This window comes from Agrobacterium sp. 16-172Ci (genome assembly GCF_053522725.1).
Genome location: NZ_JBNWBW010000006.1, coordinates 144,730 through 167,055 on the forward strand (window position 1 = coordinate 144,730; position 22,326 = coordinate 167,055).

Genomic DNA, 22,326 nt, shown 5'->3' on the forward strand with positions numbered 1-22,326 from the left:
AATCAATTGCGGTATCAACCACATGAAATCAGAATTTTTTGAGGCTGCGAAAATGAACAATTCCGTTACCGTCGAAGTCACCCGCGGCAACCTCGTGGAAAGCCGCCATCATGGCCTTACCGTGGTGGTGGATGGCGATGGCGGCGTGCTGTTTTCGGCGGGCGATATCGAGCGCGGCATCTTTCCGCGTTCCGCCTGCAAGGCCATGCAGGCGCTGCCGCTGGTGGAAAGCGGCGCTGCGGATGCCTACGGCTTCGGCAACCGCGAACTGGCGCTTGCCTGCTCCTCCCATTCCGGCGAGGACGCGCATGTGGAGCTCGCCGCTTCGATGCTGGCGAAGGCGGGCAGGGATGCCGATACGCTGGAATGCGGTGCGCACTGGTCTTCCGACCAGAAAACCATCATCCATCAGGCCCGCACGCTGGAAAAGCCGACCGCGCTTCACAATAATTGCTCCGGCAAACATTCCGGTTTCATCTGCGCCTGCTGCCACACCGGCACTGACCCCAAGGGCTATGTCGGTTACGATCACCCGCTGCAGCAGGAAATCCGCGCCACGATGGCAAGCCTGACGGGTGCTGCTCTCGGTCAGGACAATTGCGGCGTGGATGGCTGCTCCATCCCCACCTATGCCGTTCCGCTCAAAGGGCTGGCGCACGGTTTCGCAAAGATGGCGACGGGCAGAGGGCTGGAAGCGGGCCGTGCGAAAGCCTCGCGCCGTCTCGTCGAGGCCTGCATGGCAGAGCCCTTTTACGTGGCGGGCACCGGCCGCGCCTGCACAAAACTGATGCAGATCGCGCCGGGAAAAATCTTCGCAAAGACCGGCGCTGAAGGCGTCTTCGTCGCCGCCCTGCCGGAAAAGGGCATTGCCATGGCGGTGAAATGCGAAGACGGCACGACGCGGGCGGCGGAAGCCATGGTCTCGGCACTGCTGGCCCGCTATTTCGATGAAGGCAGCGCCGAGCAACAGGCTTTGAGCGGCATGGCGAACCGGCAGATGCGCAACTGGAACGGCATCCATGTCGGCGATGTCAGAGTCGTCGGGCTTTAAATAACCTTTGACGCGGCCGGTTGCGGGCACGATGATGACGTGCCCTGCGTGTGACGGTCATCCCATGGCCGCCGAGGGGCGGCGTCCGCATGAGGAAGAAACGGACGCTTCATTGCTTTGGAGGTCGCATATCCATGTTCACACTGTTCTTCTCCCCCGGTTCCTGCTCCCGCGCCAGCCATATCGTGCTTGAGGAATCCGGCCTGCCTTACAAGGCCCACCGCGTCAATTTCGCGGAGGGCGAGCAACGCTCCGAGGCATTTTTAAAGATCAATCCGAAGGGCCGCGTGCCCGCACTGGCCACGGCAAGCGGCGTGCTGACGGAGACGCCCGCCATCCTCGCCTTCATCGCCCAGATGGCGCCGGAAAAGAAGCTCGCGCCGCTCGACGATCCATTCGAATTCGCGCTGATGCAGTCGTTCAACGCCTTCATTTCCTCCACCGTGCATGTCGCCCACGCGCATGGCCGGCGCGGCAGCCGCTGGGCGAATGAGGATAGTTCGCTGGCCGATATGAAGGCGAAAGTGCCGCAGACCATGGGCGAGTGCTTCGAACTGATCGAGCACGGCATGCTGCACGGCCCATGGGTTTTGGGCACGGCCTATTCGGTTGCCGATCCCTATCTTTTCGTCATGTCCGGCTGGCTGGAAAGCGATGGCGTGGATATTGCCCGCTTCCCGAAGGTACACGACCACTTCCGCCGCATGAACGACCGCCCGGCGGTGCAGCGGGCGCTGGCGGGCGAGAGGGGCTGAGGGGCTCAGTATTTCCGTCATTCCGGCCCTGAGCCGGAATCCAGCCGACGCGCGTCTGCGCGGCTAGAAGAGTCCTTTCAGCCCAAGGACTTGGGCTGGCTGGATGCCGGATCAGGTCCGGCATGACGGAGGGAAAAGCGGCTTAACCGCTCAGGCCGCCTCGGCCGCACGCGTATCCCACATGGTCTTGAACGCTGTGCGGGCCTGGCAGCGATCCAACCAGGCTTTCAGCGCCGGATGGGCATCGAACAGCGGCTTGTGGCCCTGGGCGTAACGAACGATTTCCGCCGCGTTCAGATCGGCGACGGTGAAACGGTCGCCCACCAGATAGTCGTGGCTGGAAAGGTGCTGCTCCAGCACCCGGAAGGGGCGCTTCAGCAGCCGGGCGGCGACATCGATCACGGCCTTGCCGCTATCGCTTTCCGAGAGGCCTTCGGCGATGGCGGAGGAAATCTTCAGCGAATTGGTCTCGATTTCGGTGGCGGCAAAGAAGGACCATTGCAGCATCGCCGCATCTTCCTTCAGGTCGATGGGGGCGAGCGGCCCGCCATATTTGCGGGCAAGGTAGAGATTGATGGCCATGGATTCGTAAAGCACCATGCCGTCATCCTCGATGCAGGGAATGGTGCCCATCGGGTTGACGGCGAGAAATGCGGGAGACAGCGTGTTGAGCGGCGCATCCGCAGCCAGCGGATCGGCAAGGCGGCGGGCCTGTATCACGGGCACATGCTTGAATTCTATGCCCAGTTCAACCGCAAGCCACAACGTGCGCGTGGCACGGGAACGGTAGACACCGTAGATCGTCAACATCGAAATTACCCCTTGACCAGTTCGATGCGCGGCACGTTACGGTTTCGTCGTTTTAAAGTGAAGTTGCAGATCGCCGGGGCAGCTATGATTTTTTCTGATCCGTGAAGAAGTCCGTATCCGGCGACAGACGATTTTCGAAACGGTCGATAAAGCGTTCGAACAGGCGTGCGAATGTCTCCACATCCTCCGCGGGCCATCCATCCATCACGTCCTCGATGACGCTCATCTTCGTCCGGCGCATTTCCTGCAAAAGACTGGTGCCGAGCGGCGTGATTTCGACAATGCTGCGGCGGCCGTCTTCCTGGGAGACGCCGCGTTTCAGCAGGCCGCGCCCCACCATATCCGCCACCACCCGGCTGCCGCGTGAGGGATCGATGCGCATGCCCTCGGCAATCGCACCCACGGTAACATCGCCTTCCGCCCGGCGCAGAATATCGAGAACGTCGATATGGGAAAGTTCGAGACCCGGAGCGAGCTTGGCAAGCGCCATGCGGCCGATGATGCGGCGGCCGATCATGATGCGCATGCGCGTCATCGTATTGCCGATCCGCTTGATGTCCTCGGGCAGATCCTCGTTCCAGTTTTCCTCAGTCGCCACGCTTCATCGTCCCTTTCGATGCTGTTTTCCGATCACATTTAGCGGCATTAGCACAGATGTCAAAAACTTGCCATTGACATATATATGCTGATAGCACACAAATTGTCGCAGCAAAACCGCCGGAAGCCAACGAGATTTTTCATGGATATGTCCACCGCCCCCGTGGCGCCGCTTGTGTCGGATCATCGGCGCAGGCTCATCGTCTTTCTGTTCCTGATGCTGGCCATGTTCATGGCGACACTCGATAACCAGATCGTATCGACAGCATTGCCCACCATCGTCGGCGAATTCGGTGCGCTGGAGCGTTTCGGCTGGATCGGTTCGGCCTATCTTCTGGCGACAAGCGCCGTCATGCCTGTCTACGGCAAGCTCGGCGATCTGTTCGGCCGCAAATATGTGATGATCGCGGCGGTCGTCATCTTCACGCTCGGCTCGCTCGCCTGCGGGCTGGCATGGTCGATGGACAGCCTAATTGCCGCCCGCGTGTTGCAGGGGCTTGGCGGCGGCGGCATCATGGTGTCGATCTTTTCCGTCAATGCGGATCTGTTCGAACCGCGCGAGCGCGCCCGCTACCAGAGTTATTCCAGCCTCACCATCATGGCGTCAGGCAGTGTCGGCCCGATCCTCGGCGGCACGATGAGCGACCTGTTCGGCTGGCGGTCGATCTTCCTCATCAACCTGCCGCTTGGCATTATCGTGATTGCAGGGCTGGCGCTGATGCTGCCGTACCGTCGTCCGGCCCGCCAGCCGAAGATCGATTATCTCGGCGCGGTGCTCTTGGCGGCCACCATTGCCAGCGTGGTCTTCTGGGCAGACAGCAGCGAATTGTTCGGCTCGCTGATTGCAGGCCCCAGCCTCGGCATCATCGCTTTCGCCGTCATCGCCGCCTTTCTCTGGGTGCAGGTGGAACGCCGCGCGCCGGAACCCGTGGTGCCGCTGCGTCTCTTCAAGGACAGCACCTTTCCGCTGTTGATGATCGTGTCGCTGACCAGCGGCGGCATCGGTATCGGCATGGTCAATTATTATGCTCTGTTCCTGCAGACCACGACCGGGCTTTCGCCCCCCCATGCCGGCCTGTTCTTCATCGCCGTCACCGGCGGCATCGTCATGGGCTCGCTTTCGGCGGGACGGCTGATTTCGATCACCGGCGTCTACAAGCCCTTCTCGGTGGCGGGTCTCTCCATCAACGTCATCGCCATGCTGCTCTTCACGCAGATGCATGCGGGAACGCCGCTTTGGGTGATTGCGGTCCTCATGTTGGCACAAGGCTTTGCTGTCGGCCTCGGCCAGCAGGCGCCGATCATCGGCGTGCAGAATTCCGCGCCCAAGGCGGATATCGGTGCGGCGAGCGGCGCGGTGACGCTGACCCGCATGGGTGGCGCTGCCATTGCCATTTCGGTCTATGGCGCCATCGTGTCATCGAGCCTTAAGGGCGTGGCGGTCGATATTCCCGGCGTCGGCAAGATCGAGGAACTGACGCCGAAAATGCTCTCCGAACTCCCGGCGGCCTCGCAGGCCGCCGTCGCCTCGCTCTATTCGGATGCGTTTACGCCGCTCTTCTTCGCCGCAGCCGCAACCGCCGCCATCGGCCTTGCGGCGGCGCTGATGCTGAAACCGGTGCGACTGCCGGCGGCGGCGCAGGCGAAGCCGGCCGAAGGGGCGGGGGAGTAGGCAGGTAGGCAGTTGTGAATGCTGGTTTTGTGCTGAAACCTCTCCTCCGTCATACCGGCCTTGCGCCGGTATCCAGTCAGCCCAAGTCCTTGGGCTGAGAGAGCTCTTCCCGCCGCGCAGACGCGCGACTGCTAGATTCCGGCTCAAGGCCGGAATGACGGGAGATGCTTACAAAACAAAAACACCGCCGCTGGAAATTTAACGCCCGTTCCGCGTTATGCTCGCAGCACTTTACATTCGCGCGGGCGGCCCTATCTCAATGAAAATGAAGCCGGAACAGCTCCTGAACTCCACGCCCAAGGGCCTTTATTGCCCGGCGGGCGATTTTTATATCGATCCCGTGCGCCCGGTGGCGCGGGCGCTCATTACCCATGGCCATTCCGATCACGCCCGCGCCGGCCATGGCGCGGTACTGGCCACGCGCCAGACGCTGGATATCATGCGTATCCGTTACGGTGAGGATTTCTGCGGCAGCGAGCAGGCGGTGGCATTCGGCGAGACGGTGGAGGTGAACGGCGTCACCGCCGGTTTCCATCCCGCCGGCCATGTGCTGGGTTCGGCGCAAATCTCGGTGGAAATGAACGGCCTGCGCATCGTCGCATCGGGCGATTACAAGCGCGGCGTCGATCCCACCTGCGCACCCTTCGAGACTGTTCCCTGCGATGTCTTCATCACCGAGGCCACCTTCGGCCTGCCGGTGTTTCACCATCCGCTGCCGCGCGTGGAAATCGGCAAGCTGCTCACCTCCATCAAACAGTTTCCCGAGCGGACGCACCTTGTCGGCGCCTATTCGCTGGGCAAGGCGCAGCGCGTCATCCGGCTTTTGCGGGACAACGGTTATTCCGATCCCATTTATATTCACGGCGCGCTGGCGCGGCTTTGCGATTATTACGTCTCGCAGGGCATCGATCTCGGCGATCTGCGCCCGGCCACGCTCGAAAAAAGCGATCCTTCCGCCTTCAAGGGCGCGATCGTCGTCGGTCCGCCCTCGGCGTTTCAGGAGCGCTGGGCGCGGCGCTTCAACGAACCGCTGATTGCCTTCGCTTCCGGCTGGATGATGGTGCGGCAACGCGCCAAACAGGGCGGCGTGGAGCTGCCGCTGGTGATATCAGACCATTGCGACTGGCCGGAACTTCTGGAGACGATCAGGGAAATTTCCCCGCAGGCCGTCTGGGTCACCCATGGCCGTGAGGAGGCGCTGGTGCGCTGGTGTCAATTGCAGGGCATTGCCGCCAAGCCGCTGCATCTTGTCGGTTACGAGGATGAGGGGGATTGAGATGAAAGCCTTCGCCACGCTGCTCGACCGCCTCGTTCTCACCCCTTCGCGCAACGGCAAACTGAAGCTGCTGACCGATTATTTCCGCGATACGCCCGATCCAGACCGAGGCCACGGGCTGGCGGCGATTGCCGGCACGCTGGACCTCAAAAGCGTCAAACCGGCCCTGCTGCGCGAATTGGTCTTGGAGCGGATGGATGAGGTTCTGTTCCGCTATTCCTATGATTATGTTGGCGATCTGGCCGAGACCATTTCGCTGGTCTGGGGCAATATTGGCGGCGCGGATGATGCAGAGGCCCAGGACCCGCGCCTCGGCGACGTCGTGACACTGATGAATTCACTCGGCCGCACGGAGGTGCGCGGCGCAGTGCGCGATCTTCTCGACCGGCTCGATACATCCTCGCGTTTCGCTTTTCTCAAACTCGCCACCGGCAGCCTGCGCATCGGCGTTTCGGCGCGGCTGGCACGGCAGGCGCTGGCCGATTTCGCCGGGAAAGACATCACCGAAATCGAGACCCTCTGGCACGGGCTGACGCCGCCCTATACGCCGCTTTTCGCCTGGCTTGAGGGCAAGTCTGATCGTCCGGTACTGGCGACGCCCGCCATCTTCCACTCGGTGATGCTGGCAACGCCGGTGGCGGATGGCGACCTCGATGCGCTGGACCCGGCCGATTACGCCGCCGAATGGAAGTGGGACGGCATTCGCGTGCAGCTCTCCCGCGCAGGCGCCACGCGAAAACTCTACTCCCGCTCCGGCGACGATATTTCCGGCGCCTTTCCCGATGTTCTGGAGGCGATCGATTTCGAAGGCGTGATGGATGGCGAGTTGCTGATCGGCGGCACAGCGCGCTCCAACAATCTCACCCGCACCTTTTCCGACCTGCAGCAGCGGCTTAACCGCAAGTCGGTGACAGCGAAGATGCTGGATGACTATCCAGCCTTCATTCGCGCCTATGACCTGTTGTTTGATGGCGAGAGCGATATTCGCACCGAAAGCTACATGGAGCGCCGCGGCCGCCTGTCGGATATCATCGAGCACGCGCCGCATGACCGTTTCGACCTCTCGCCGCTGATCGGCTTTTCCAGCTGGCAGGAACTCGACACGCTGCGCGCCGCCCCTCCCGATCCGGTGATCGAGGGCGTGATGATCAAGCGCCGCGACAGCGCCTATCAGGCCGGCCGCGCCAAGGGGCCATGGTTCAAGTGGAAACGCGATCCCTATAATATCGACGCCGTGATGATGTATGCGCAGCGCGGCCACGGCAAGCGCTCTAGCTATTATTCCGATTTCACCTTCGGCGTCTGGGCGGAAGGCGAGGACGGCGAACAGCTCGTACCGGTTGGAAAGGCCTATTTCGGCTTCACCGATGCGGAGCTGGAGGTGCTGGACAAATTCGTGCGCGACAATACGGTGGAGCGTTTCGGCCCGGTGCGGGCGGTGCGCGCCACACCGGATTTCGGTTTCGTGCTGGAGGTGGCCTTCGAGGGCATCAACCGTTCCACCCGCCACAAATCCGGCGTCGCCATGCGGTTTCCGCGCATTGCGCGGCTGCGCGCCGACAAGCTGCCGGCGGAGGCGGACAGGCTCTCGACGCTGGTGGCGATGATCGATGGCGTGGAAGTGTAGGCCCCTCATCCTCCGTGGCAGGCACGGAAACGGGGAAGATTCTGTCCAGAAATTGCCATGATGGCTGCGAATACATTGTTGTCATTCGCGAATCCGTGATTGGACAGCCTCCCGCCGCAGTGTTGAACTGCTGTTACAACCATCCCTTCAGGTGACCATATGGCAGACAAACGCTTTCTTTCTTCAGCCTTCGGACAGGAAGAGAGCGGCACCATCTTGCCGAGCCTGACCCGGCGAAGCCTGCTGGCCGGCGCCATGGGGCTGTCGGCGGCCGCATTTTTACCACCGCGTGCGAAAGCGGGCATTGCCGCGCCCGAGGTGTTGCCGCTGGAGCGGCAGGATTATGCGGAGGCACGCAAACGGTTCCACACCCATCTCTTGCGAAAAATGGCTGCGCCGGAAAAATCCTCGGCGCTCGGCACGCCGCCCGGGGCGGAACGTGTCACCTATCCCGGCGGGCCGGATGGCTCCATCGAGCTTGTCGCCTGGCTCTCCCACTACCAGCCGTCAAAAACGCTTAAGCCCGCCGTACTTTTCCTCCATGGCGGCAACGCCACCGGAGACGGCCATTGGGCGCTGATGAAGCCCTATTGGGAAGCGGGCTATGTCGTGCTTCTGCCGTCCTTCCGTGGTGAAAACGGCCAGAGCGGCAATTATTCCGGTTTCTATGACGAAACGGCGGATGCGCTGGCGGCGGCCACCTATCTGGAAAACCTTCCCGGCATCGACAGAAACCGCTTCTTCATCGCCGGCCATTCCAATGGCGGCACGCTGACGCTTCTGGCCGCCATGAGCCGCAGGTTCCGCGCCGCGGCACCCATATCCGCCGGCGTCAATTCCTGGCGTTATTTCAACCGCTATAGCGACGAGATCTGTTTCGACGAGACCGACGAGCGCGAATTCATCATGCGCTCCTCCGTCTGTTTCGGCCCCAGCCTCAAATGTCCGGCGCTGCTTCTACGCGGCACGGAGGAGCGGCCTTTCGATGCCGATCACCAGCTTTTCGTGGATCGCGCCCTGACATCCGGCTTCAAGGTCGACAGGAAGCTGTTGCCCGGCACCCATAACGGCGTGGTGCCGCATGCGGTCGAGGAAAGCATCCGCCTTTTCAACGCCTTCGTTTGAAATGCGAACTGTGCCGCTGTCTAGGAACGTCTGAGGTTCAGGAGCATGTCCGGTAAAACCGCTTCGCACGTTTACCGCAGATGCCCTAGTTCTTGACGATGGACGTCTTTGCCTGCTCCGCCCACCATGCGCCGTCTTTTTTGTCGGCATATTGGGCGCGCTTATTGGTGAACTGCCCCTGGGTGCACATTTCGCGGTAATTGCGGACCGGCAGGCCGAGCTCCTTGACGACGGCATGCACCACCGTCGGGCCGGTCATGTCATAGACGCTGGCGAGCGTTCCATCTTCGATATTCTGGGAAATACGGTCGGCCATCAGCCTGAGCGCCGGGTGGCCGGGCCTGGAGGCCATGAAGTAATTCGTGATCTCGCCGCTTTTCATGGCGATGAAAACGGCCTCTTCCTGCGAGCCGATCACATCCTCGGGGCGGGCCGCAAAATTGGAATCGATATCGAGATAGATGCCGCCTTCCTGCAACAACACCAGAATACGCCAGAAATCCGCCTTGGCGGCACCCACCTGCAGGCGACGGAAGGCGTCGGCGTAACGTCCGGGAAAATGCCGGTCGATATAGGTCTGGCACGCTTCGTCATCATGGTAGCGATATTCGAATTCCGGCGTCAGCCAACGGTTGAACAGGAAATTCGCATAGATCGGCGTCGTTACCCGGTTGGAGTAATTCGTCTGCCAGATGATGCGGGGAATGGCCTTTTCCGATTTCGGGCTGCGTCTGGCTGGCTGATATTGCGGAAGCGTTTTTCTTCTGCCGGGCCGGATGAACAAATCGATGGAAAAGATGACCTTGGCGATGTTTCCACCGATCTTGATCGCGCGGTACGCGATGCGGTTATAGCCATGCTTTGCCAAGTTCAGCGCTCCTGCGCGTGGAATCGATTGTCACGCACGTGGAAACGGCGGTACGCGGTATTTATTGGACGCAATTAGTTTGTCAATATGCCGTAAATGAGACGGCCGGGCCTCGATTGACGAGACCCGGCCGTCTTGCATGCGAATGGAATGTCAGCCCTTGTTGCGGTTGAAATAGCCGAGCAGCCGCATGGCATTGGCGGTCACCAGAACCGTCGCGCCGGTATCGGCGAAAACGGCGAGCCACAGGCCCGAAACGCCGGTGACGGTAGTGACAAGGAAGACCGCCTTCAGGCCGAGCGCGATGGTCACGTTCTGGCGGATGTTGCTCATGGTGGCGCGCGACAGGCCGATCAGGCGGGCGGCGTCGCCGACATTGTTGCGCATCAGCGCCGCATCCGCCGCTTCCATCGCAACATCGGTTCCGGAACCGATGGCGACGCCGACGCTTGCCGCCGCAAGGGCAGGCGCATCGTTGATGCCATCGCCCACCATCACCACGGTCTTCTTTTCGGCAAGCTTGCGGATTTCCTCGACCTTGTTCTGCGGCAAGAGTTCACCGCGCGCCTCAAGGCCCAGCTTGTTGCCGATGGCGCGCGCCGTGCGGGCATTGTCGCCCGACAGCATCAGCGAGGAAATGCCCATTTCCTTCAGCGCTTTCACGCCTTCGGCCGCATCCTTGCGCGGCTCATCGCGCATGGCGAAGAGGCCGCTTGCCGCGCCGCCGGTCATCACGACCGCCACCGTCTTGCCTTCGCTTTCCAGCGCGGAAATACGGTCGGCAAGATCCTTCGAGAGGGTGCCGACCTCCGTCGCAAAACGCGGTGCGCCGATGAACAGCTCCTTCCCACCGACATTGCCCTGCATGCCGCGACCGGAAATCGCCTTGATGTTGGAGCCGGGCAGGGGCTTCACGCCCAGCTTTTCGGCATGATTGACGATGGCGCGGGCGAGCGGATGGCTCGATTCGTGCTCGATGGTTGCGGCCTGCGCAATCAGCTCTGCGTCGTTGCCGTCAAGCGCCACCACGTCGGTCACGACAGGTTCGCCGAGCGTCAGCGTGCCGGTCTTGTCGAAGGCGACGGTTTCGGTGCGCGCCAGCATTTCGATGACCGCGCCGCCCTTCACCAGCATGCCGTGGCGTGCCGCGGCCGAAAGGCTGGAGGCGATGGCCGCGGGAACCGAAATGACCAGCGCGCAGGGGCAACCGATCAGCAGCAGGGCGAGACCGCGATAAATCCACGTATCCCAGTCGCCGAGGCCGACAAGCGGCGGCACGATGATGGTGAGCACCGAGATCGCCACGATCAGCGGCATGTAATAACGCGAGAAGCTCTGGATGAAACGCTCGGTCGGCGCACGCGCATCCTGCGCTTCCTCGACGAGCGTGATGATGCGGGCAATGGTGTTGTCTTCCGGCGCGCGGTCGACGCGGATGCGCAGCGATCCGTCGTGGTTGATCGAGCCGGCAAAGACGCGCGCGCCCTTTTCCTTGGCGACGGGGATGCTCTCGCCGGTCATCGGCGATTCATCGACGCTGGACTGGCCTTCCATGACAACGCCATCGGCGGCGATACGGTCGCCGGGACGCGCCACGACCACCTGGCCGATGCGCACCTGATCGGCCGCAACCTGTCGCAGCGCGCCGTTTTCCTCCACCAGAGCCGTTTTCGGCAGCAGCGAACCGAGCGCCTTGATGCCCGAGCGTGCGCGGGCAGCCGCGAAACCTTCCAGCAATTCGCCGACGGAGAAGAGCAACACGACGATGGCCGCCTCTTCCGCCTCGCCGATGATGATCGCGCCGATGGCGGCAATCGTCATCAGCATTTCGATGGTGAAGATCGCGCCGAAACGGGCGGCGTTGAAGGCGTTCTTCGCGATGGGGAAGAGCGTGACCAGCGTGGCGATGATGAAAGCGTAACCGCCCCATGCCGGGAAGCTCAGTTCCGCCGCATAGGCGATGGCGACCAGAACGGTGCCGGTGAAGGTGTTGCGCGCCTTTGCAGTGCGCCACCACGCGCCTTTTTCATCCGCGCCATGGGCGTGCCCCACTTCCGCGCTCTGCACTGCAGCCGCCGGAGCGGAGCCATGCGAATGGCCCGCATGGTCGTGGCCGGAATGATCGTGACCAGAATGGTCATGCTTGGAGTGGTCATGATCATGCCCGCCGCAGGACGCGTGATCGTGCGCGGAATGGTCATGCCCCGAATGGTCATGATCTGAATGATCATGGTCGTGGTGATGGCCGCTGCATGACCCGTGATCATGGTCGTGATTGTGATCTGCCGCTTTTTCTCGCGCGGTCTTTTCCTGCGGCAGCAGGGCCGGCTTGAAACCGAGCTTGCGCAGCGTGTCTTCGATTTTTTCGACCGGGGTTTTGCTCTCGGCAAGCGAAAGGTTCAGCCTTTCGCGCGCAACGGAAACCTTGACGTCGGCAACGCCGGGCAGGCGGGAAAGCGCGGTCTCGATCTTGGCGGCGCAGCTGCCGCAATCCATGCCGCCGACCGAAAAGGTCAGCGCATTGCTGCTGTCGGCGCTCGCTCCGGTATCGGCATGGTGGCCGCCGCAGGACGAATGATCGTGGTCCTCATGGCCGTGGCCGTGATGATCCGCTTCGACTTTTGCGCGGGAGACTTTTTCCTGTGGCAGCAAAGCGGGTTTGAAACCGAGCTTGCGCAGCGTGTCTTCGATTTTTTCGACCGAGGTTTTGCTTTCGGCCAGCGAAAGGTTCAGCCTTTCGCGCGCAACGGAAACCTTGACGTCGGCAACGCCCGGCAGGCGGGAAAGCGCGGTTTCGATTTTCGCCGCGCAGCTGCCGCAATCCATGCCGCCAACGGAGAAGGTCAGTGGCTCCCCGTCTTTGCCCTTGATGTTTATGCCTGTCGAAATATTCATGGTTTCCGCTCCTGAATTCCAGTCGACAGCCAATCTGGCACCTCTAGCAACTAGAGCTTCAAGAGCAAAAATGCGGTTTTTCGATTTTTTTTGAAAAACCGACGCCAGCTTCGCGCCAGCCGCACGGTTCATCATGCCGGCAGATTGGATTCCATGAAGCGGTTCAGATGATAGCACTCCTTTTGAAAAACGGTCGCCGGGCGGCCTCTCTGGCGGGGCTTGCCCTGCTGCCTCTCATGAGCGGCTGCCTTTTCGTGACGGATACGACCCGGATGGACCCGGATGTTTTCGTCAGGGAAACGGCGCCGGTATTCAATTTCAACTCCGTCAGCTCCAATCGCCAGCCGGAACTGCCGCCGCAGCCGGGCCAGCTTTCGACACGCCCGCCGGATCTGTTCAGAACCCGCTTCCATCAGGAATACGGTCCGCCGGTGCGCGGGCAGGGGCTGCAAGCCCCGCAGGTGCAGGGTTATAACGCGCAGCAGCCGCAGGGTCAGGCGATGGCCTATGGCCTGCCTGTCTCCAATCCGCTGCACCGGGTCATGTATGGCCCGATCCGCGATGAGGACCGCTCGCTGCCGGCCATTCCCTATGGCCGCATCGATCCGCGTTATCTGAGGCAGGAAGTGAGCTACCAGACGGCGGAAGCCCCCGGCACGATTATCGTCGATACCAGACAGCATTTTCTCTATCTCGTGCAGTCCGGCGGCAAGGCGATCCGTTACGGCGTTGGGCTGGGGCGCGACGGTTATGCTTGGTCGGGCCGTGGCAAGATCCAGTGGAAGGCGAAATGGCCGCGCTGGACGCCGCCCGATGAAATGGTCAAGCGCCAGCCGGAGCTCGCCTCCATCTCCGCCGCCAATGGCGGCATGACGCCCGGTCTCAACAACCCGCTCGGCGCGCGTGCGCTTTATATCTTCAAGGATGGCAAGGACACGCTTTACCGCGTGCATGGCACGCCGGACTGGCAATCCGTCGGCAAGGCGACGTCCTCCGGCTGCGTGCGCATGCTCAATCAGGATGTGATCGATCTCTACGAGCGTGTGCCGCAGGGGGCGCAGATTGTGGTTATCTGAACACGTTCTAAAAGAAAGAGATATTGGACCCATTCCGCCAGCGCCTTGTGACTGGCTTTTAGCGGTCGGTTAACTATTTTCGCAATACGCATGAAACGGAACAAATGACGTACAACGGCGATATAGCCGTTCGAAATGTGGGACAAACCGGCCTTATGACAAGCACCGACACAGATCTTTCCAGACGCACCTTCCTTTCCTTTCTCGGCATCTCCTCCGCTTCGCTTCTCGCAGGCTGCGCCTCGTCGGGCACGGGAGACGCCATTCGCCAGCAGGCAAGCGCCATCGGCAGCGATTTCCGGCAGATGTTTTCGCCGGGCGTCAGCGATGCGGAACTGGCCGTCATGTACGGCTCGGTTGAGGATGGCGGTTACGTCATTCCCGCCGTCCCCTATCAGAAAATCGACCGCCGTTATTACCGCCAGCGGGTTGTCGACCCGACCGGCGAACGCCCCGGCACCGTGGTTGTCGATACGCGCTCGCGCTTCCTTTATGTGGTGGAGCAGGGCGGCAGCGCCATGCGTTATGGCGTCGGCATCGGCCGCGAAGGTTTCGCCTGGTCGGGCGAGGGCGTCATCCAGTGGCGTCAGAAATGGCCGAAATGGACCCCGCCGGACGAAATGGTCGCCCGCCAGCCGGAACTGGTCAAATATTCCTCCAAGAACGGTGGCATGCCGCCGGGCCTGAAAAACCCGCTCGGCGCCCGCGCGCTTTATATCTTCCAGAACGGCAAGGATACGCTCTACCGTCTGCACGGCTCCCCGGAATGGAACTCCATCGGCAAGGCCGTCTCCTCCGGCTGCGTGCGCCTGATGAACCAGGACGTCATCGACCTTTACGACCGCGTGCCGCAGAAGGCGCGTGTGGTGGTCTGGCAGTAAGCCGGACTTCCCTTGCATAAGAAGGCGGCCTCTGGGGCCGCCTGGTATTGCTCCCGGTGGCAAAACGATGGGCGAAAATGTCTCATCCGCACACCGTCACCCCGGACCTGATCCGGGGTCCAGCGCGATCAAGTCCTTGATCGCAAATGACTCTTTCACGGCGCAGACGCGCCGTGGCTGGATGCCGGATCCAGTCCGGCATGACGTGGAAATGTTGCGCCCTGTTTTTTTCGAGATCACTGACGGCTGAGATTGTCCTTCAGCGCATTCACCCGGTCGCGAATCTGCACCAGCTCTTCCAGCCCGCAGCCAGTCGCGCTGCCGATTGCCGCCATGATCTTCACGCCCTCTTTTTTGAGGTTCGCGCCCTTCGGTGTCAGGGCCACCAGCACCTGCCGCTCATCCACCGTGCCGCGCTTGCGGGTGATCAGCCCCGCATGTTCTAGCCTTTTCAGCAGCGGCGACAGCGTGCCCGAATCGAGGCCCAGCATTTCGCCGAGCGCCTTGACGGTGGATGTCTCTTTTTCCCATAGCGCCATCATGACGAGATATTGCGGATAGGTGAGCCCGATCGGATCAAGCAGCGGCTTATAGGCGCGCGTGAAGGCGTGTGCCGCGCCATAAAGGGCAAAACATATCTGCTGGTCCAGCCTCAACAGGCTTTCCATCTTCTTCTCGTCGCCCTCTGCGTCCATTTTCCTGCTCCAAAATCAACCGGGAAGGGAACAATCAGCCCCCGCTTTCGGTTCCTGCCGCATGGATGCGCGGCGAAATTTCGTGAAAATTATCGCAAAAAACAAAATCTCATTCAATGTGCAAAACTATATTGCGCACAATTTAATTGTGCGTTATAAGATGCCCAACACCAACCCGAAGGAGTAAATGTCATGCCCATTCTCTACACGACCAAAGCATCCGCCACCGGTGGCCGCGCCGGCAACGCCAAGTCGGAAGACGGCGTTCTCGACGTGACGCTGACCGTTCCGAAGGAGCTGGGCGGCGATGGCGCCCGTGGCACCAATCCGGAACAGCTTTTCGCAGCCGGTTATTCCGCCTGCTTCCTGGGCGCGCTGAAATTCGTTGCCGGCAAGGAAAAGGTAAAGATTCCTGAAGACACGACTGTGACGGCAACCGTCGGCATCGGCCCACGCGAAGACGGCGGCGGCTTCGGCATCGAAGTGTCGCTGAAGGCCAATATTCCGGGCGTTGAGCGCGAAGTCGCCGAAAAGCTGGTTGCCGCCGCTCACATCGTTTGCCCGTACAGCCACGCCATGCGCACCTCCACGGAAGTGCCGGTCTCAGTGGCCTGATCGAATTCGTGTAATTATCTATCTGAACAATGGGGCCGGGTTCATCCCGGCCTTCTTGTTTTCAGAAAGAAAAATGCTATATTCTTTCCAAGGAAAGGATATGCGCCATGAATATTCACGCCAAGAGCGCCATGGATACCGCCTCGCAGGGCAGGGTCGTCACCAAGGCCGTTATCGCCGCCGCCGAGCGGCTGGGCCTGAATGCCGCGCGCACGGCTGATATTCTCGGCGTTTCCGCCCCCACCGTGTCGCGCATGAAACGGCTCGATTTCCTGCTGGAGCCGGGCGCCAAATCCTTCGAGTTGGCGGTGCTGCTGATCCGGGTTTTCCGCTCGCTGGATGCGATTGCCGGCGGCGATGAGGCCGTGGCGAAAAACTGGCTGCGCAATCACAATGTTGCGCTGAACGCCGTGCCTGCCGACAAACTGACCACCATTACCGGATTGATCGATGTCCTCTCCTATCTGGACGCCCGACGCGCTCCTGTCTGAAAAACGCGCCGTATCGGGAAAATACTGGCGGCTGGTGGAAGCGCAGCATCAGGTCTCCACCATGAAACTGGTGGATACGGTGGAGGAGCAATCGCTGCTGGAAGATATTCTGGAGACGAGCAAGCGGCCGTTTCCGCCGGAATGCGCCGGTTTCGATTATCTTCTCGCCACGCCCTTCCGGTATGGAGCCGCCTATCCGCATGGTTCGCGCTTCCGCCGCGCGGGCTATACCGAAGGCGTTTATTACGCCGCCCAGAAGGTGGAGACGGCGCTCGCCGAAATGGCCTTTTACCGGCTGCTGTTTTATGCCGAATCGCCGGGCACGCCGCTGCCCGCCAATCCCGCCGACTATTCCGCCTTCGCCGCCCGTATCGCTACCGATGCGGCGCTCAACCTGACGAAACCGGAACTGAGCCGGGATGCTCGCCTGTGGACCGATCTGCAGAATTACGAGCCATGCCAGGCGCTGGCCGATCAGGCGAGTCTGGCGAAGATCGAGGCTATCCTCTATCGCTCGGTACGCGACCCCGCCGGCGGCCTCAACATCGCTGTTCTGTCGCCGAAGGCTTTTGCCGCGAAGACGCCGGTGGAACGGATGAGCTGGCGTATCCACCTGTCGAAAACGGGGGTGCAGGCGCTCTGCGAATTTCCGATGCGCAGAACGGGTTTTGCGGTTTTGGATTTCGCCGGCGATCCACGCCTCGCCAGCCTTTTGGGCTGACGGGCGTTTGCTTGTCAAGTCCATCAGGCCGAGGCGAAAAACCCTTCCGGATCATCGACTTCCACCAGCCTGCGCTTTTCGATCAGCCAGAAGCGGGTTCCGACCGTCCGCACGAAACTCCTGTCGTGCGAGACAAGCACGCAGCTGGCCTCACGGCTGATGATTTCCGCCTCCAGCGCTTCCTGCCCCTCAATATCCAGATGGTTGGTGGGCTCGTCCAGCAGGTAGAAATTCGGCTCCGCCAACCGCAGCGCCAGCATGGCAAGCCGCGCCTTCTGCCCGCCGGAAAGCGCGGCGATGCGGCGTTTCTGCATTTCCATGTTGATGCCCGCGCCCGCGAGCAGGCCATGGATGCGCTGGTCGCCAATATCGAAGCGGCGGGATAGCAGCGAAACGGGCGTGCTGTCGTCATCGATCTCGGCGAGCGACTGGTCGACATATCCGGCCACCAGCGAGGGCGTGGCCTTGATGCCGTCTATCTGGCCTGCGCCCGATACGGCCGCCTGCAGAAGCGACATCAGCCGCGTTTTGCCGACGCCGTTGCGGCCGAGAATGACGATGCGGTCCCCCTGACGGACAAATTGCCGGCCGGTGCGAAACAGCACTGTTCCGTCCGGCGTCGAGACCGGCGCGTCTTCCAGAGTGACCAGAACCCTGGCATGGGTGCCGCGATTGGCGAGCTGGATTTTGCCGGCGGATCGCTCGATATGGGCGGGCCGGGCCTTTTCCTCGATCTTTTCCGCCCGCTCACGCAATTGCTTGGTCTTGACGGTCAGAAGATCGCTGCCGGAATTGATGCCGATATTGTTCAGCTTGGCGGCCTGACGGCGCAATTGCTGGGCGGTTTTCATGTCGCGCTGGAAACGCCGCTCATCGGCGGCATCCTCTTCTTCCAGCACCGCCCGTGCGTGGCCATAGGCCAGCCGGAACAGCGCCGAATTTTCCGGCCGCAGGAACAGCGTGCTCCTGGTAACATTGTCGAGAAAGGCGCGGTCATGGCTGACGATGATGACAGCCGTATCGCGCGGCAATTCACCGAGCCAGTTTTCCAGCACATTGATCTTTTCGAGGTCGAGATGGTTGGTCGGCTCGTCGAGCAGCAGCACATCCGGCTCGGTGATCCATGCCCGCGCCAGCATGGCAAGCCTCTGCCAGCCGCCGCTCAGCTCTTTCAGGCGGCGCTCGCGGAACGGCTCCGGCACCAGCATGGCGTCGAAAATAATGTCGGCACGCCAGCTCTCGCTGTCGATCGTATCCGCCGGCAAGGCGGAAAGCACGGCGTCCCGCATCGTCTGTTCCATAAGCGGCAAGGGCAGATGCTGGTGGACGATGGACTGCGTCAGTCCGCGCAGCCGGGTGATATCGCCGCTGGTGGGCTCCATATCACCGGAAAGGCAATGGAGCAGGGTGGATTTGCCGCAGCCATTGGCGGCGACGATGCCGATGCGGTCTCCAGCATTCACCGTGAGGCTGAGATTTGAAAAAAGCGGCTTGCCCAGAATGATTCCGAGGTTTCGAAGCGTGATGATGGTCATGAAGTCGTCTCTGGCAGGACGGACCCGTGACGAACCGTGGTCTGCCACAGGCAGTACGGGGTTTCGGTTCGGGGTGATCCGTCGTGAAAACATGCGCAACGGCAGACAAGCTGCATTCTGCGCGGCCTTTTGGGCAAACCAGAGTGTTGGTGTTCCGGTCAGCCCTGCAAACGTGTCTGCAGGGCAAAAAGGTGGCAGAGCTGACGATTGCGCCAGAAGCAGGAAATATCCATGCGAAGCCTCCTTTCTTGAAACGGGTTGAACCGTTTCACCATTAACAGCGGCGGTTGTTCGAGGCAACGGCTTTTGCAATGGCAGGCGGTGGGGGAGAATGCGGCAAGCCCGCACTCTCCCATTTTAATCCGGCGCTCGCCTGAGCGGCCTTTATTGCTTCGCGACACGCGCGCGCAGTTCTTCCACATGCGCGGCGATTTCCGGCGTTACGGCGTCGCCGAAGTCTTCCATTTCGAACATCGGGCGAATTTCGATTTCGCTGCGCTCCAGCATCGGGTTCGGGCAACGTTTCACCCAGGCCACGGCCTCGTCCATGTCCTTCACAGTCCAGATCCAGAAGCCGGCGACCAGCTCGTTGGTGTGCGGGAAGGGGCCGTCGATCACCGTGCGGCTGTCGCCGTCGAACACAACCCTCTTGCCCTTGGAGGAGGGATGCAGGCCGTCGCCGGATTGCATGATGCCGGCATTGACCAGTTCCTCGTTGAATTTTCCCATCGCCTCGATCAGCTCGGTCGTGGGCATGACGCCGTCTTCGCTGCTTTTGGTGGCTTTTACAAAAACGATTGCACGCATGATCATTCCTCCTTGATTGCGCTTTCTTCGTAGTTTCGCTCCCCGGCACGACGGCCGGATGACATTGTCGCCGACAAAAGTGGCGCCATGCCGTCAATCCTGTCAGCCGAGGTCGACAAGGTCGCGGCGCAGCCGGTCGGGGTCGCCGCTGCCGATGCGGGCTTCGATTTCGGCATGGGTCCGTTCCCAGATGGGGAAGGCGGCGGCGAGCACGGCCATGCCGTCCGCCGTCAGCCGCAGCCGCTTGCCGCGCTTGTCCTTCGGGTCCTGTTCGATGCTGACCAGCCCGCGCCGCTCCAGCGGCTTCAGCGCCGCCGTCAGCGTCGTGCGGTCCATGGCCAGAAGATTGGCGACCGGTCCCATCGGCGGCGGCTCCGGCCGGTTGAGCGACATCAGCAGCGAAAATTGTCCATTGGTGATCCCGACCGGCTTCAGCGCATTGTCGAACAACCGCGCCAATGCCCGTGCGGCGCGCTGCGCATGCAGGCACAGACAGGCATCCCGCACGAAAAGAGTTGTCGAAAAAGGAATCACGCTGGCGTTTGACATGGGATAAATATGTTGATATCAACCTAATTAGTCAAGCGGAACTTGATGTCCCCGCAGACTGTTTATTGACTTTCAGCACAGAAATAGCCGGCGCCCACCGTCAAAGCGGGGCGGTGCCGTGGTGAAAGACGGATCCAAGGAGGAAAGATCATGTCTCATCCCGTCGTTTCGAAAGAGGAGTGGCTTGCGGCCCGCCGCGATCTGCTGGTGAAGGAAAAGGAACTGACCCGCGCCCGTGACAGGCTGAACGAGGCCCGGCGTGCGCTGCCCTGGGAAGAGGTGACGAAGGATTATATCTTCGATGCCCCTTCCGGCCCCAAATCGCTGAAGGAACTGTTCGGCACCTGCAGCCAGCTCATCGTCTATCACTTCATGCTGGCGCCGGACTGGGAGGAGGGCTGCGTCGGTTGCTCCTTCTTTGCCGATCATGTCGACGGCGCGCTGATCCACCTCAAGCATGGCGATGCGGGTTTCGTTGCGGTTTCGCGCGCGCCGCTTGAGAAGATCGAAAGCTACAGGAACCGCATGGGCTGGAAATTCCCCTGGGTTTCGGCCGAAGGCAGCGATTTCAACTACGATTATCAGGCCTCGTTCCGCGACGAGGACATGGCCAAAGGTGAAATCACCTATAATTACCGTGACATGGCGCCCTATGGCGACCTGAAGGACCTGCACGGTATCAGCGTTTTCGCCAAGGGCGACGACGGCAAGATCTACCACACCTATTCCACTTACGCCCGCGGCGCGGAACAGACGCTCGGCACGCTGATGCTGCTCGATCTGGTGCCAAAAGGCCGTAACGAAGAGGAGGTAATGGATTGGGTGCGCCGCCACGACCAGTATGAGGACGCGCCGAAGGCGGCAGCCTGCTGCCACTGAAAACGGACGGACGAGGAGGAAACAACAATGGAAATGGAAATCGCCAAGCCGCAGAAGGAACATGAGTTCCTCAAGAGGATCGTCGGAGACTGGGTCATGACCTCCAGTTCCGGCCATGAGGGCTACGATGCCGACGACCCGTCGCAGCAATTCACCGAGACCGTCCGCTCCGTCGGTGGCTTGTGGATCATCGGCAACGGCACCGGCAAGATGCCTGACGGCACGGATATGACGGCCGTGATCACGGTCGGTTTCGACCCGGCCAAGGGCAATTTCGTCGGCACCTGGGTAGGGTCGATGATGACCAATCTCTGGGTCTACAAGGGCTGGCTGGAAGAGGACGGCAAGACCCTGACGCTGGAAGCGGAAGGCCCGGCCTTCGACGGTTCCGGCCGCACCGATACCTATCACGACGTGCTGGTGCTGCATGACGACAATCACCGCAGCTTTTCCGGCAGCGTCAGGCAGCCGGACGGCACATTCAAGACCTTCATGACATCGGAATTCCGCCGCAAGGCCTGAGGCCCTGCGAAAATTCACCCGACAACCACCGGCGCCGCCGCATCCTGCGGCGGGCGCTTGCCGAAACACACCCGCCAAACACTCCATAGGAGACGACAATGTCCGATACACATGGAAAATTCATCTGGGTCGAGCTGATGACGCCCGACATGGAAGCGGCAGCCCGCTTTTATGGTCATGTCGTCGGCTGGCAGACCAAGGATTTCGGCTCGCCGGAAATGCCCTATCTGGTGCTGGAGGCCGATGGCAAGGGCATGGGCGGCGTCATGGAGCTGACCAACGAGCACAAGGGCCAGGGCATTCCCCCGAACTGGACCGCCTATGTCGATGTCGACGATGTGGACGCCACGGCGAAACAATTCGCTGAAAAGGGCGGCGCGGTCAGACGTCCGCCGCAGGATATTCCCGAAATCGGCCGCTTCGCCGTGGTCGCGGATCCCTTCGGCGCGGTGCTCTGCATCATGACGCCGCTGCCGATGGAAACCGGCGGTTTCCCCGAGGATATGCAGGAAAAGCAGGGCCATGTCGGCTGGCACGAGCTCTTTACCGATAATGTCGACGAGGCCATGGCCTTTTATGGCGATGTGTTCGGCTGGACCAAGGACCATGATTTCGACATGGGCGACATGGGCCCGTACCGTATCTTCGCCCATAAGGGCAAGGCTGTCGGCGGCATGATGAAACGCATGCCGCAGGTCCCCGTCTGCCATTGGGGTTATTACTTCAATGTGGACGGTATCGATGACGCCATCACCCGCGTCAGCACCGGCGGCGGCCAGGTCGTCAACGGCCCGATGGAGGTTCCCGGCGAAAGCTGGATCGTCAATTGCGTCGATCCGCAGGGCGCTTATTTCTCGCTGGTTTCGCAGAGGAAATAGC

General features: G+C 61.3%; 23 protein-coding genes. 14 read left to right on the top strand and 9 right to left on the bottom strand.

Annotated features, from left to right (window positions below; translation table 11 throughout):
* The first annotated feature begins 52 nt into the window (after positions 1-52).
* Positions 53-1,051 (top strand): asparaginase, encoded by a 999-nt coding sequence (locus ACQZ40_RS08995; RefSeq protein ID WP_448747796.1) that lies wholly within the window; start codon positions 53-55, stop codon positions 1,049-1,051.
* Positions 1,052-1,185: 134 nt separating this feature from the next.
* The gene (locus ACQZ40_RS09000; RefSeq protein WP_078051121.1) at positions 1,186-1,806 is read left to right on the top strand and encodes a glutathione S-transferase family protein; all 621 of its coding nucleotides are present in this window, start codon (positions 1,186-1,188) and stop codon (positions 1,804-1,806) included.
* A 150-nt stretch (positions 1,807-1,956) separates the two neighbouring features.
* On the opposite strand, the gene ACQZ40_RS09005 is transcribed toward ACQZ40_RS09000, so the two are convergent.
* A complete protein-coding gene (locus ACQZ40_RS09005) occupies positions 1,957-2,616 on the bottom strand; it encodes a glutathione S-transferase family protein (protein WP_448747797.1) in 660 nt (219 codons plus the stop codon).
* A gap of 82 nt (positions 2,617-2,698) precedes the next feature.
* Positions 2,699-3,214 carry a MarR family winged helix-turn-helix transcriptional regulator gene (locus tag ACQZ40_RS09010; RefSeq protein WP_448747798.1) on the bottom strand — a complete coding sequence of 172 codons (516 nt, stop codon included), beginning with the start codon at positions 3,212-3,214 and terminating at the stop codon, positions 2,699-2,701.
* Positions 3,215-3,355: 141 nt separating this feature from the next.
* Here ACQZ40_RS09010 and ACQZ40_RS09015 point away from each other — a divergent pair, with 141 nt between their 5' ends.
* The 4 genes from ACQZ40_RS09015 (at position 3,356) to ACQZ40_RS09030 (ending at position 8,913) form a co-directional block, all read left to right on the top strand.
* Positions 3,356-4,885 carry an MDR family MFS transporter gene (locus ACQZ40_RS09015; protein WP_448747799.1) on the top strand — a complete coding sequence of 510 codons (1,530 nt, stop codon included), beginning with the start codon at positions 3,356-3,358 and terminating at the stop codon, positions 4,883-4,885.
* Positions 4,886-5,150: 265 nt separating this feature from the next.
* Complete coding sequence (locus ACQZ40_RS09020) at positions 5,151-6,161, top strand: ligase-associated DNA damage response exonuclease (protein WP_448747815.1); 1,011 nt, start codon at positions 5,151-5,153, stop codon at positions 6,159-6,161.
* A gap of 1 nt (position 6,162) precedes the next feature.
* Complete coding sequence (locus ACQZ40_RS09025) at positions 6,163-7,788, top strand: cisplatin damage response ATP-dependent DNA ligase (RefSeq protein WP_448747800.1); 1,626 nt, start codon at positions 6,163-6,165, stop codon at positions 7,786-7,788.
* Positions 7,789-7,947: 159 nt separating this feature from the next.
* The gene (locus ACQZ40_RS09030; RefSeq protein WP_448747801.1) at positions 7,948-8,913 is read left to right on the top strand and encodes an alpha/beta hydrolase family protein; all 966 of its coding nucleotides are present in this window, start codon (positions 7,948-7,950) and stop codon (positions 8,911-8,913) included.
* Between the two features lie 85 nt (positions 8,914-8,998).
* Here the strand turns inward: ACQZ40_RS09030 and ACQZ40_RS09035 are convergent, their stop codons facing one another.
* Together ACQZ40_RS09035 and ACQZ40_RS09040 are read right to left on the bottom strand one after the other, a co-directional pair.
* The gene (locus tag ACQZ40_RS09035) at positions 8,999-9,781 is read right to left on the bottom strand and encodes a glycosyltransferase family 32 protein (protein WP_161987640.1); all 783 of its coding nucleotides are present in this window, start codon (positions 9,779-9,781) and stop codon (positions 8,999-9,001) included.
* Positions 9,782-9,934: 153 nt separating this feature from the next.
* Positions 9,935-12,676: a heavy metal translocating P-type ATPase gene (locus ACQZ40_RS09040; protein WP_448747802.1), complete on the bottom strand. Its 2,742-nt coding sequence runs from the start codon at positions 12,674-12,676 to the stop codon at positions 9,935-9,937.
* A 167-nt stretch (positions 12,677-12,843) separates the two neighbouring features.
* Here ACQZ40_RS09040 and ACQZ40_RS09045 point away from each other — a divergent pair, with 167 nt between their 5' ends.
* Both ACQZ40_RS09045 and ACQZ40_RS09050 read left to right on the top strand, forming a co-directional pair.
* A complete protein-coding gene (locus ACQZ40_RS09045; protein ID WP_174038899.1) occupies positions 12,844-13,752 on the top strand; it encodes a L,D-transpeptidase in 909 nt (302 codons plus the stop codon).
* Positions 13,753-13,907: 155 nt separating this feature from the next.
* Positions 13,908-14,633: a L,D-transpeptidase gene (locus ACQZ40_RS09050; protein WP_448747803.1), complete on the top strand. Its 726-nt coding sequence runs from the start codon at positions 13,908-13,910 to the stop codon at positions 14,631-14,633.
* A gap of 236 nt (positions 14,634-14,869) precedes the next feature.
* Here the strand turns inward: ACQZ40_RS09050 and ACQZ40_RS09055 are convergent, their stop codons facing one another.
* The gene (locus tag ACQZ40_RS09055) at positions 14,870-15,328 is read right to left on the bottom strand and encodes a MarR family winged helix-turn-helix transcriptional regulator (RefSeq protein ID WP_078051112.1); all 459 of its coding nucleotides are present in this window, start codon (positions 15,326-15,328) and stop codon (positions 14,870-14,872) included.
* A gap of 192 nt (positions 15,329-15,520) precedes the next feature.
* Between ACQZ40_RS09055 and ACQZ40_RS09060 the strand changes: the two genes are divergently transcribed.
* From ACQZ40_RS09060 to ACQZ40_RS09070, 3 genes are all read left to right on the top strand, one after another.
* Positions 15,521-15,943 (top strand): organic hydroperoxide resistance protein, encoded by a 423-nt coding sequence (locus ACQZ40_RS09060; protein ID WP_003509379.1) that lies wholly within the window; start codon positions 15,521-15,523, stop codon positions 15,941-15,943.
* A gap of 107 nt (positions 15,944-16,050) precedes the next feature.
* Complete coding sequence (locus ACQZ40_RS09065; protein ID WP_142843907.1) at positions 16,051-16,434, top strand: MbcA/ParS/Xre antitoxin family protein; 384 nt, start codon at positions 16,051-16,053, stop codon at positions 16,432-16,434.
* Positions 16,394-17,155: an RES family NAD+ phosphorylase gene (locus ACQZ40_RS09070; protein ID WP_448747804.1), complete on the top strand. Its 762-nt coding sequence runs from the start codon at positions 16,394-16,396 to the stop codon at positions 17,153-17,155. The genes ACQZ40_RS09065 and ACQZ40_RS09070 overlap by 41 nt, the downstream gene beginning before the upstream one ends.
* Positions 17,156-17,178: 23 nt before the next feature.
* Here the strand turns inward: ACQZ40_RS09070 and ACQZ40_RS09075 are convergent, their stop codons facing one another.
* From ACQZ40_RS09075 to ACQZ40_RS09090, 4 genes are all read right to left on the bottom strand, one after another.
* Positions 17,179-18,690 (bottom strand): ABC-F family ATP-binding cassette domain-containing protein, encoded by a 1,512-nt coding sequence (locus ACQZ40_RS09075; RefSeq protein WP_448747805.1) that lies wholly within the window; start codon positions 18,688-18,690, stop codon positions 17,179-17,181.
* A 158-nt stretch (positions 18,691-18,848) separates the two neighbouring features.
* A complete protein-coding gene (locus ACQZ40_RS09080; RefSeq protein ID WP_448747816.1) occupies positions 18,849-19,112 on the bottom strand; it encodes a hypothetical protein in 264 nt (87 codons plus the stop codon).
* On the bottom strand, positions 19,075-19,497 hold the full coding sequence (locus tag ACQZ40_RS09085; protein ID WP_003522234.1) for a YciI family protein: 423 nt from the start codon (positions 19,495-19,497) through the stop codon (positions 19,075-19,077). Before ACQZ40_RS09085 ends, ACQZ40_RS09080 begins: the two co-directional genes overlap by 38 nt.
* 102 nt (positions 19,498-19,599) lie before the next feature.
* Positions 19,600-20,046, bottom strand: a complete 447-nt coding sequence (locus ACQZ40_RS09090; protein ID WP_125144682.1) for a MarR family winged helix-turn-helix transcriptional regulator — start codon at positions 20,044-20,046, stop codon at positions 19,600-19,602.
* Between the two features lie 150 nt (positions 20,047-20,196).
* Between ACQZ40_RS09090 and ACQZ40_RS09095 the strand changes: the two genes are divergently transcribed.
* The 3 genes from ACQZ40_RS09095 (at position 20,197) to ACQZ40_RS09105 (ending at position 22,325) form a co-directional block, all read left to right on the top strand.
* Positions 20,197-20,925 carry a DUF899 domain-containing protein gene (locus ACQZ40_RS09095; RefSeq protein ID WP_065654261.1) on the top strand — a complete coding sequence of 243 codons (729 nt, stop codon included), beginning with the start codon at positions 20,197-20,199 and terminating at the stop codon, positions 20,923-20,925.
* Positions 20,926-20,952: 27 nt separating this feature from the next.
* Positions 20,953-21,447 carry a DUF1579 domain-containing protein gene (locus ACQZ40_RS09100; RefSeq protein WP_020813114.1) on the top strand — a complete coding sequence of 165 codons (495 nt, stop codon included), beginning with the start codon at positions 20,953-20,955 and terminating at the stop codon, positions 21,445-21,447.
* 98 nt (positions 21,448-21,545) lie between these two features.
* Positions 21,546-22,325 (top strand): VOC family protein, encoded by a 780-nt coding sequence (locus ACQZ40_RS09105; protein ID WP_448747806.1) that lies wholly within the window; start codon positions 21,546-21,548, stop codon positions 22,323-22,325.
* Position 22,326 lies beyond the last annotated feature (1 nt).

What these genes read in the sequence shown, in the direction of transcription:
- ACQZ40_RS09000 (WP_078051121.1), top strand. Translation starts at nt 1,186, where the DNA reads ATGTTCACACTGTTCTTCTCCCCCGGTTCCTGCTCCCGCGCCAGCCAT.
- ACQZ40_RS09060 (WP_003509379.1), top strand. Translation starts at nt 15,521, where the DNA reads ATGCCCATTCTCTACACGACCAAAGCATCCGCCACCGGTGGCCGCGCC.
- ACQZ40_RS09005 (WP_448747797.1), bottom strand. Translation starts at nt 2,616, where the DNA reads ATGTTGACGATCTACGGTGTCTACCGTTCCCGTGCCACGCGCACGTTG.
- ACQZ40_RS09070 (WP_448747804.1), top strand. Translation starts at nt 16,394, where the DNA reads ATGTCCTCTCCTATCTGGACGCCCGACGCGCTCCTGTCTGAAAAACGC.
- ACQZ40_RS09095 (WP_065654261.1), top strand. Translation starts at nt 20,197, where the DNA reads ATGTCTCATCCCGTCGTTTCGAAAGAGGAGTGGCTTGCGGCCCGCCGC.
- ACQZ40_RS09105 (WP_448747806.1), top strand. Translation starts at nt 21,546, where the DNA reads ATGTCCGATACACATGGAAAATTCATCTGGGTCGAGCTGATGACGCCC.
- ACQZ40_RS09055 (WP_078051112.1), bottom strand. Translation starts at nt 15,328, where the DNA reads ATGGACGCAGAGGGCGACGAGAAGAAGATGGAAAGCCTGTTGAGGCTG.
- ACQZ40_RS09040 (WP_448747802.1), bottom strand. Translation starts at nt 12,676, where the DNA reads ATGAATATTTCGACAGGCATAAACATCAAGGGCAAAGACGGGGAGCCA.
- ACQZ40_RS09020 (WP_448747815.1), top strand. Translation starts at nt 5,151, where the DNA reads ATGAAGCCGGAACAGCTCCTGAACTCCACGCCCAAGGGCCTTTATTGC.
- ACQZ40_RS09065 (WP_142843907.1), top strand. Translation starts at nt 16,051, where the DNA reads ATGAATATTCACGCCAAGAGCGCCATGGATACCGCCTCGCAGGGCAGG.
- ACQZ40_RS09100 (WP_020813114.1), top strand. Translation starts at nt 20,953, where the DNA reads ATGGAAATGGAAATCGCCAAGCCGCAGAAGGAACATGAGTTCCTCAAG.
- ACQZ40_RS09090 (WP_125144682.1), bottom strand. Translation starts at nt 20,046, where the DNA reads ATGTCAAACGCCAGCGTGATTCCTTTTTCGACAACTCTTTTCGTGCGG.
- ACQZ40_RS09075 (WP_448747805.1), bottom strand. Translation starts at nt 18,690, where the DNA reads ATGACCATCATCACGCTTCGAAACCTCGGAATCATTCTGGGCAAGCCG.
- ACQZ40_RS09015 (WP_448747799.1), top strand. Translation starts at nt 3,356, where the DNA reads ATGGATATGTCCACCGCCCCCGTGGCGCCGCTTGTGTCGGATCATCGG.
- ACQZ40_RS09050 (WP_448747803.1), top strand. Translation starts at nt 13,908, where the DNA reads ATGACAAGCACCGACACAGATCTTTCCAGACGCACCTTCCTTTCCTTT.
- ACQZ40_RS08995 (WP_448747796.1), top strand. Translation starts at nt 53, where the DNA reads ATGAACAATTCCGTTACCGTCGAAGTCACCCGCGGCAACCTCGTGGAA.
- ACQZ40_RS09045 (WP_174038899.1), top strand. Translation starts at nt 12,844, where the DNA reads ATGATAGCACTCCTTTTGAAAAACGGTCGCCGGGCGGCCTCTCTGGCG.
- ACQZ40_RS09030 (WP_448747801.1), top strand. Translation starts at nt 7,948, where the DNA reads ATGGCAGACAAACGCTTTCTTTCTTCAGCCTTCGGACAGGAAGAGAGC.
- ACQZ40_RS09025 (WP_448747800.1), top strand. Translation starts at nt 6,163, where the DNA reads ATGAAAGCCTTCGCCACGCTGCTCGACCGCCTCGTTCTCACCCCTTCG.
- ACQZ40_RS09080 (WP_448747816.1), bottom strand. Translation starts at nt 19,112, where the DNA reads ATGTGGAAGAACTGCGCGCGCGTGTCGCGAAGCAATAAAGGCCGCTCA.
- ACQZ40_RS09085 (WP_003522234.1), bottom strand. Translation starts at nt 19,497, where the DNA reads ATGCGTGCAATCGTTTTTGTAAAAGCCACCAAAAGCAGCGAAGACGGC.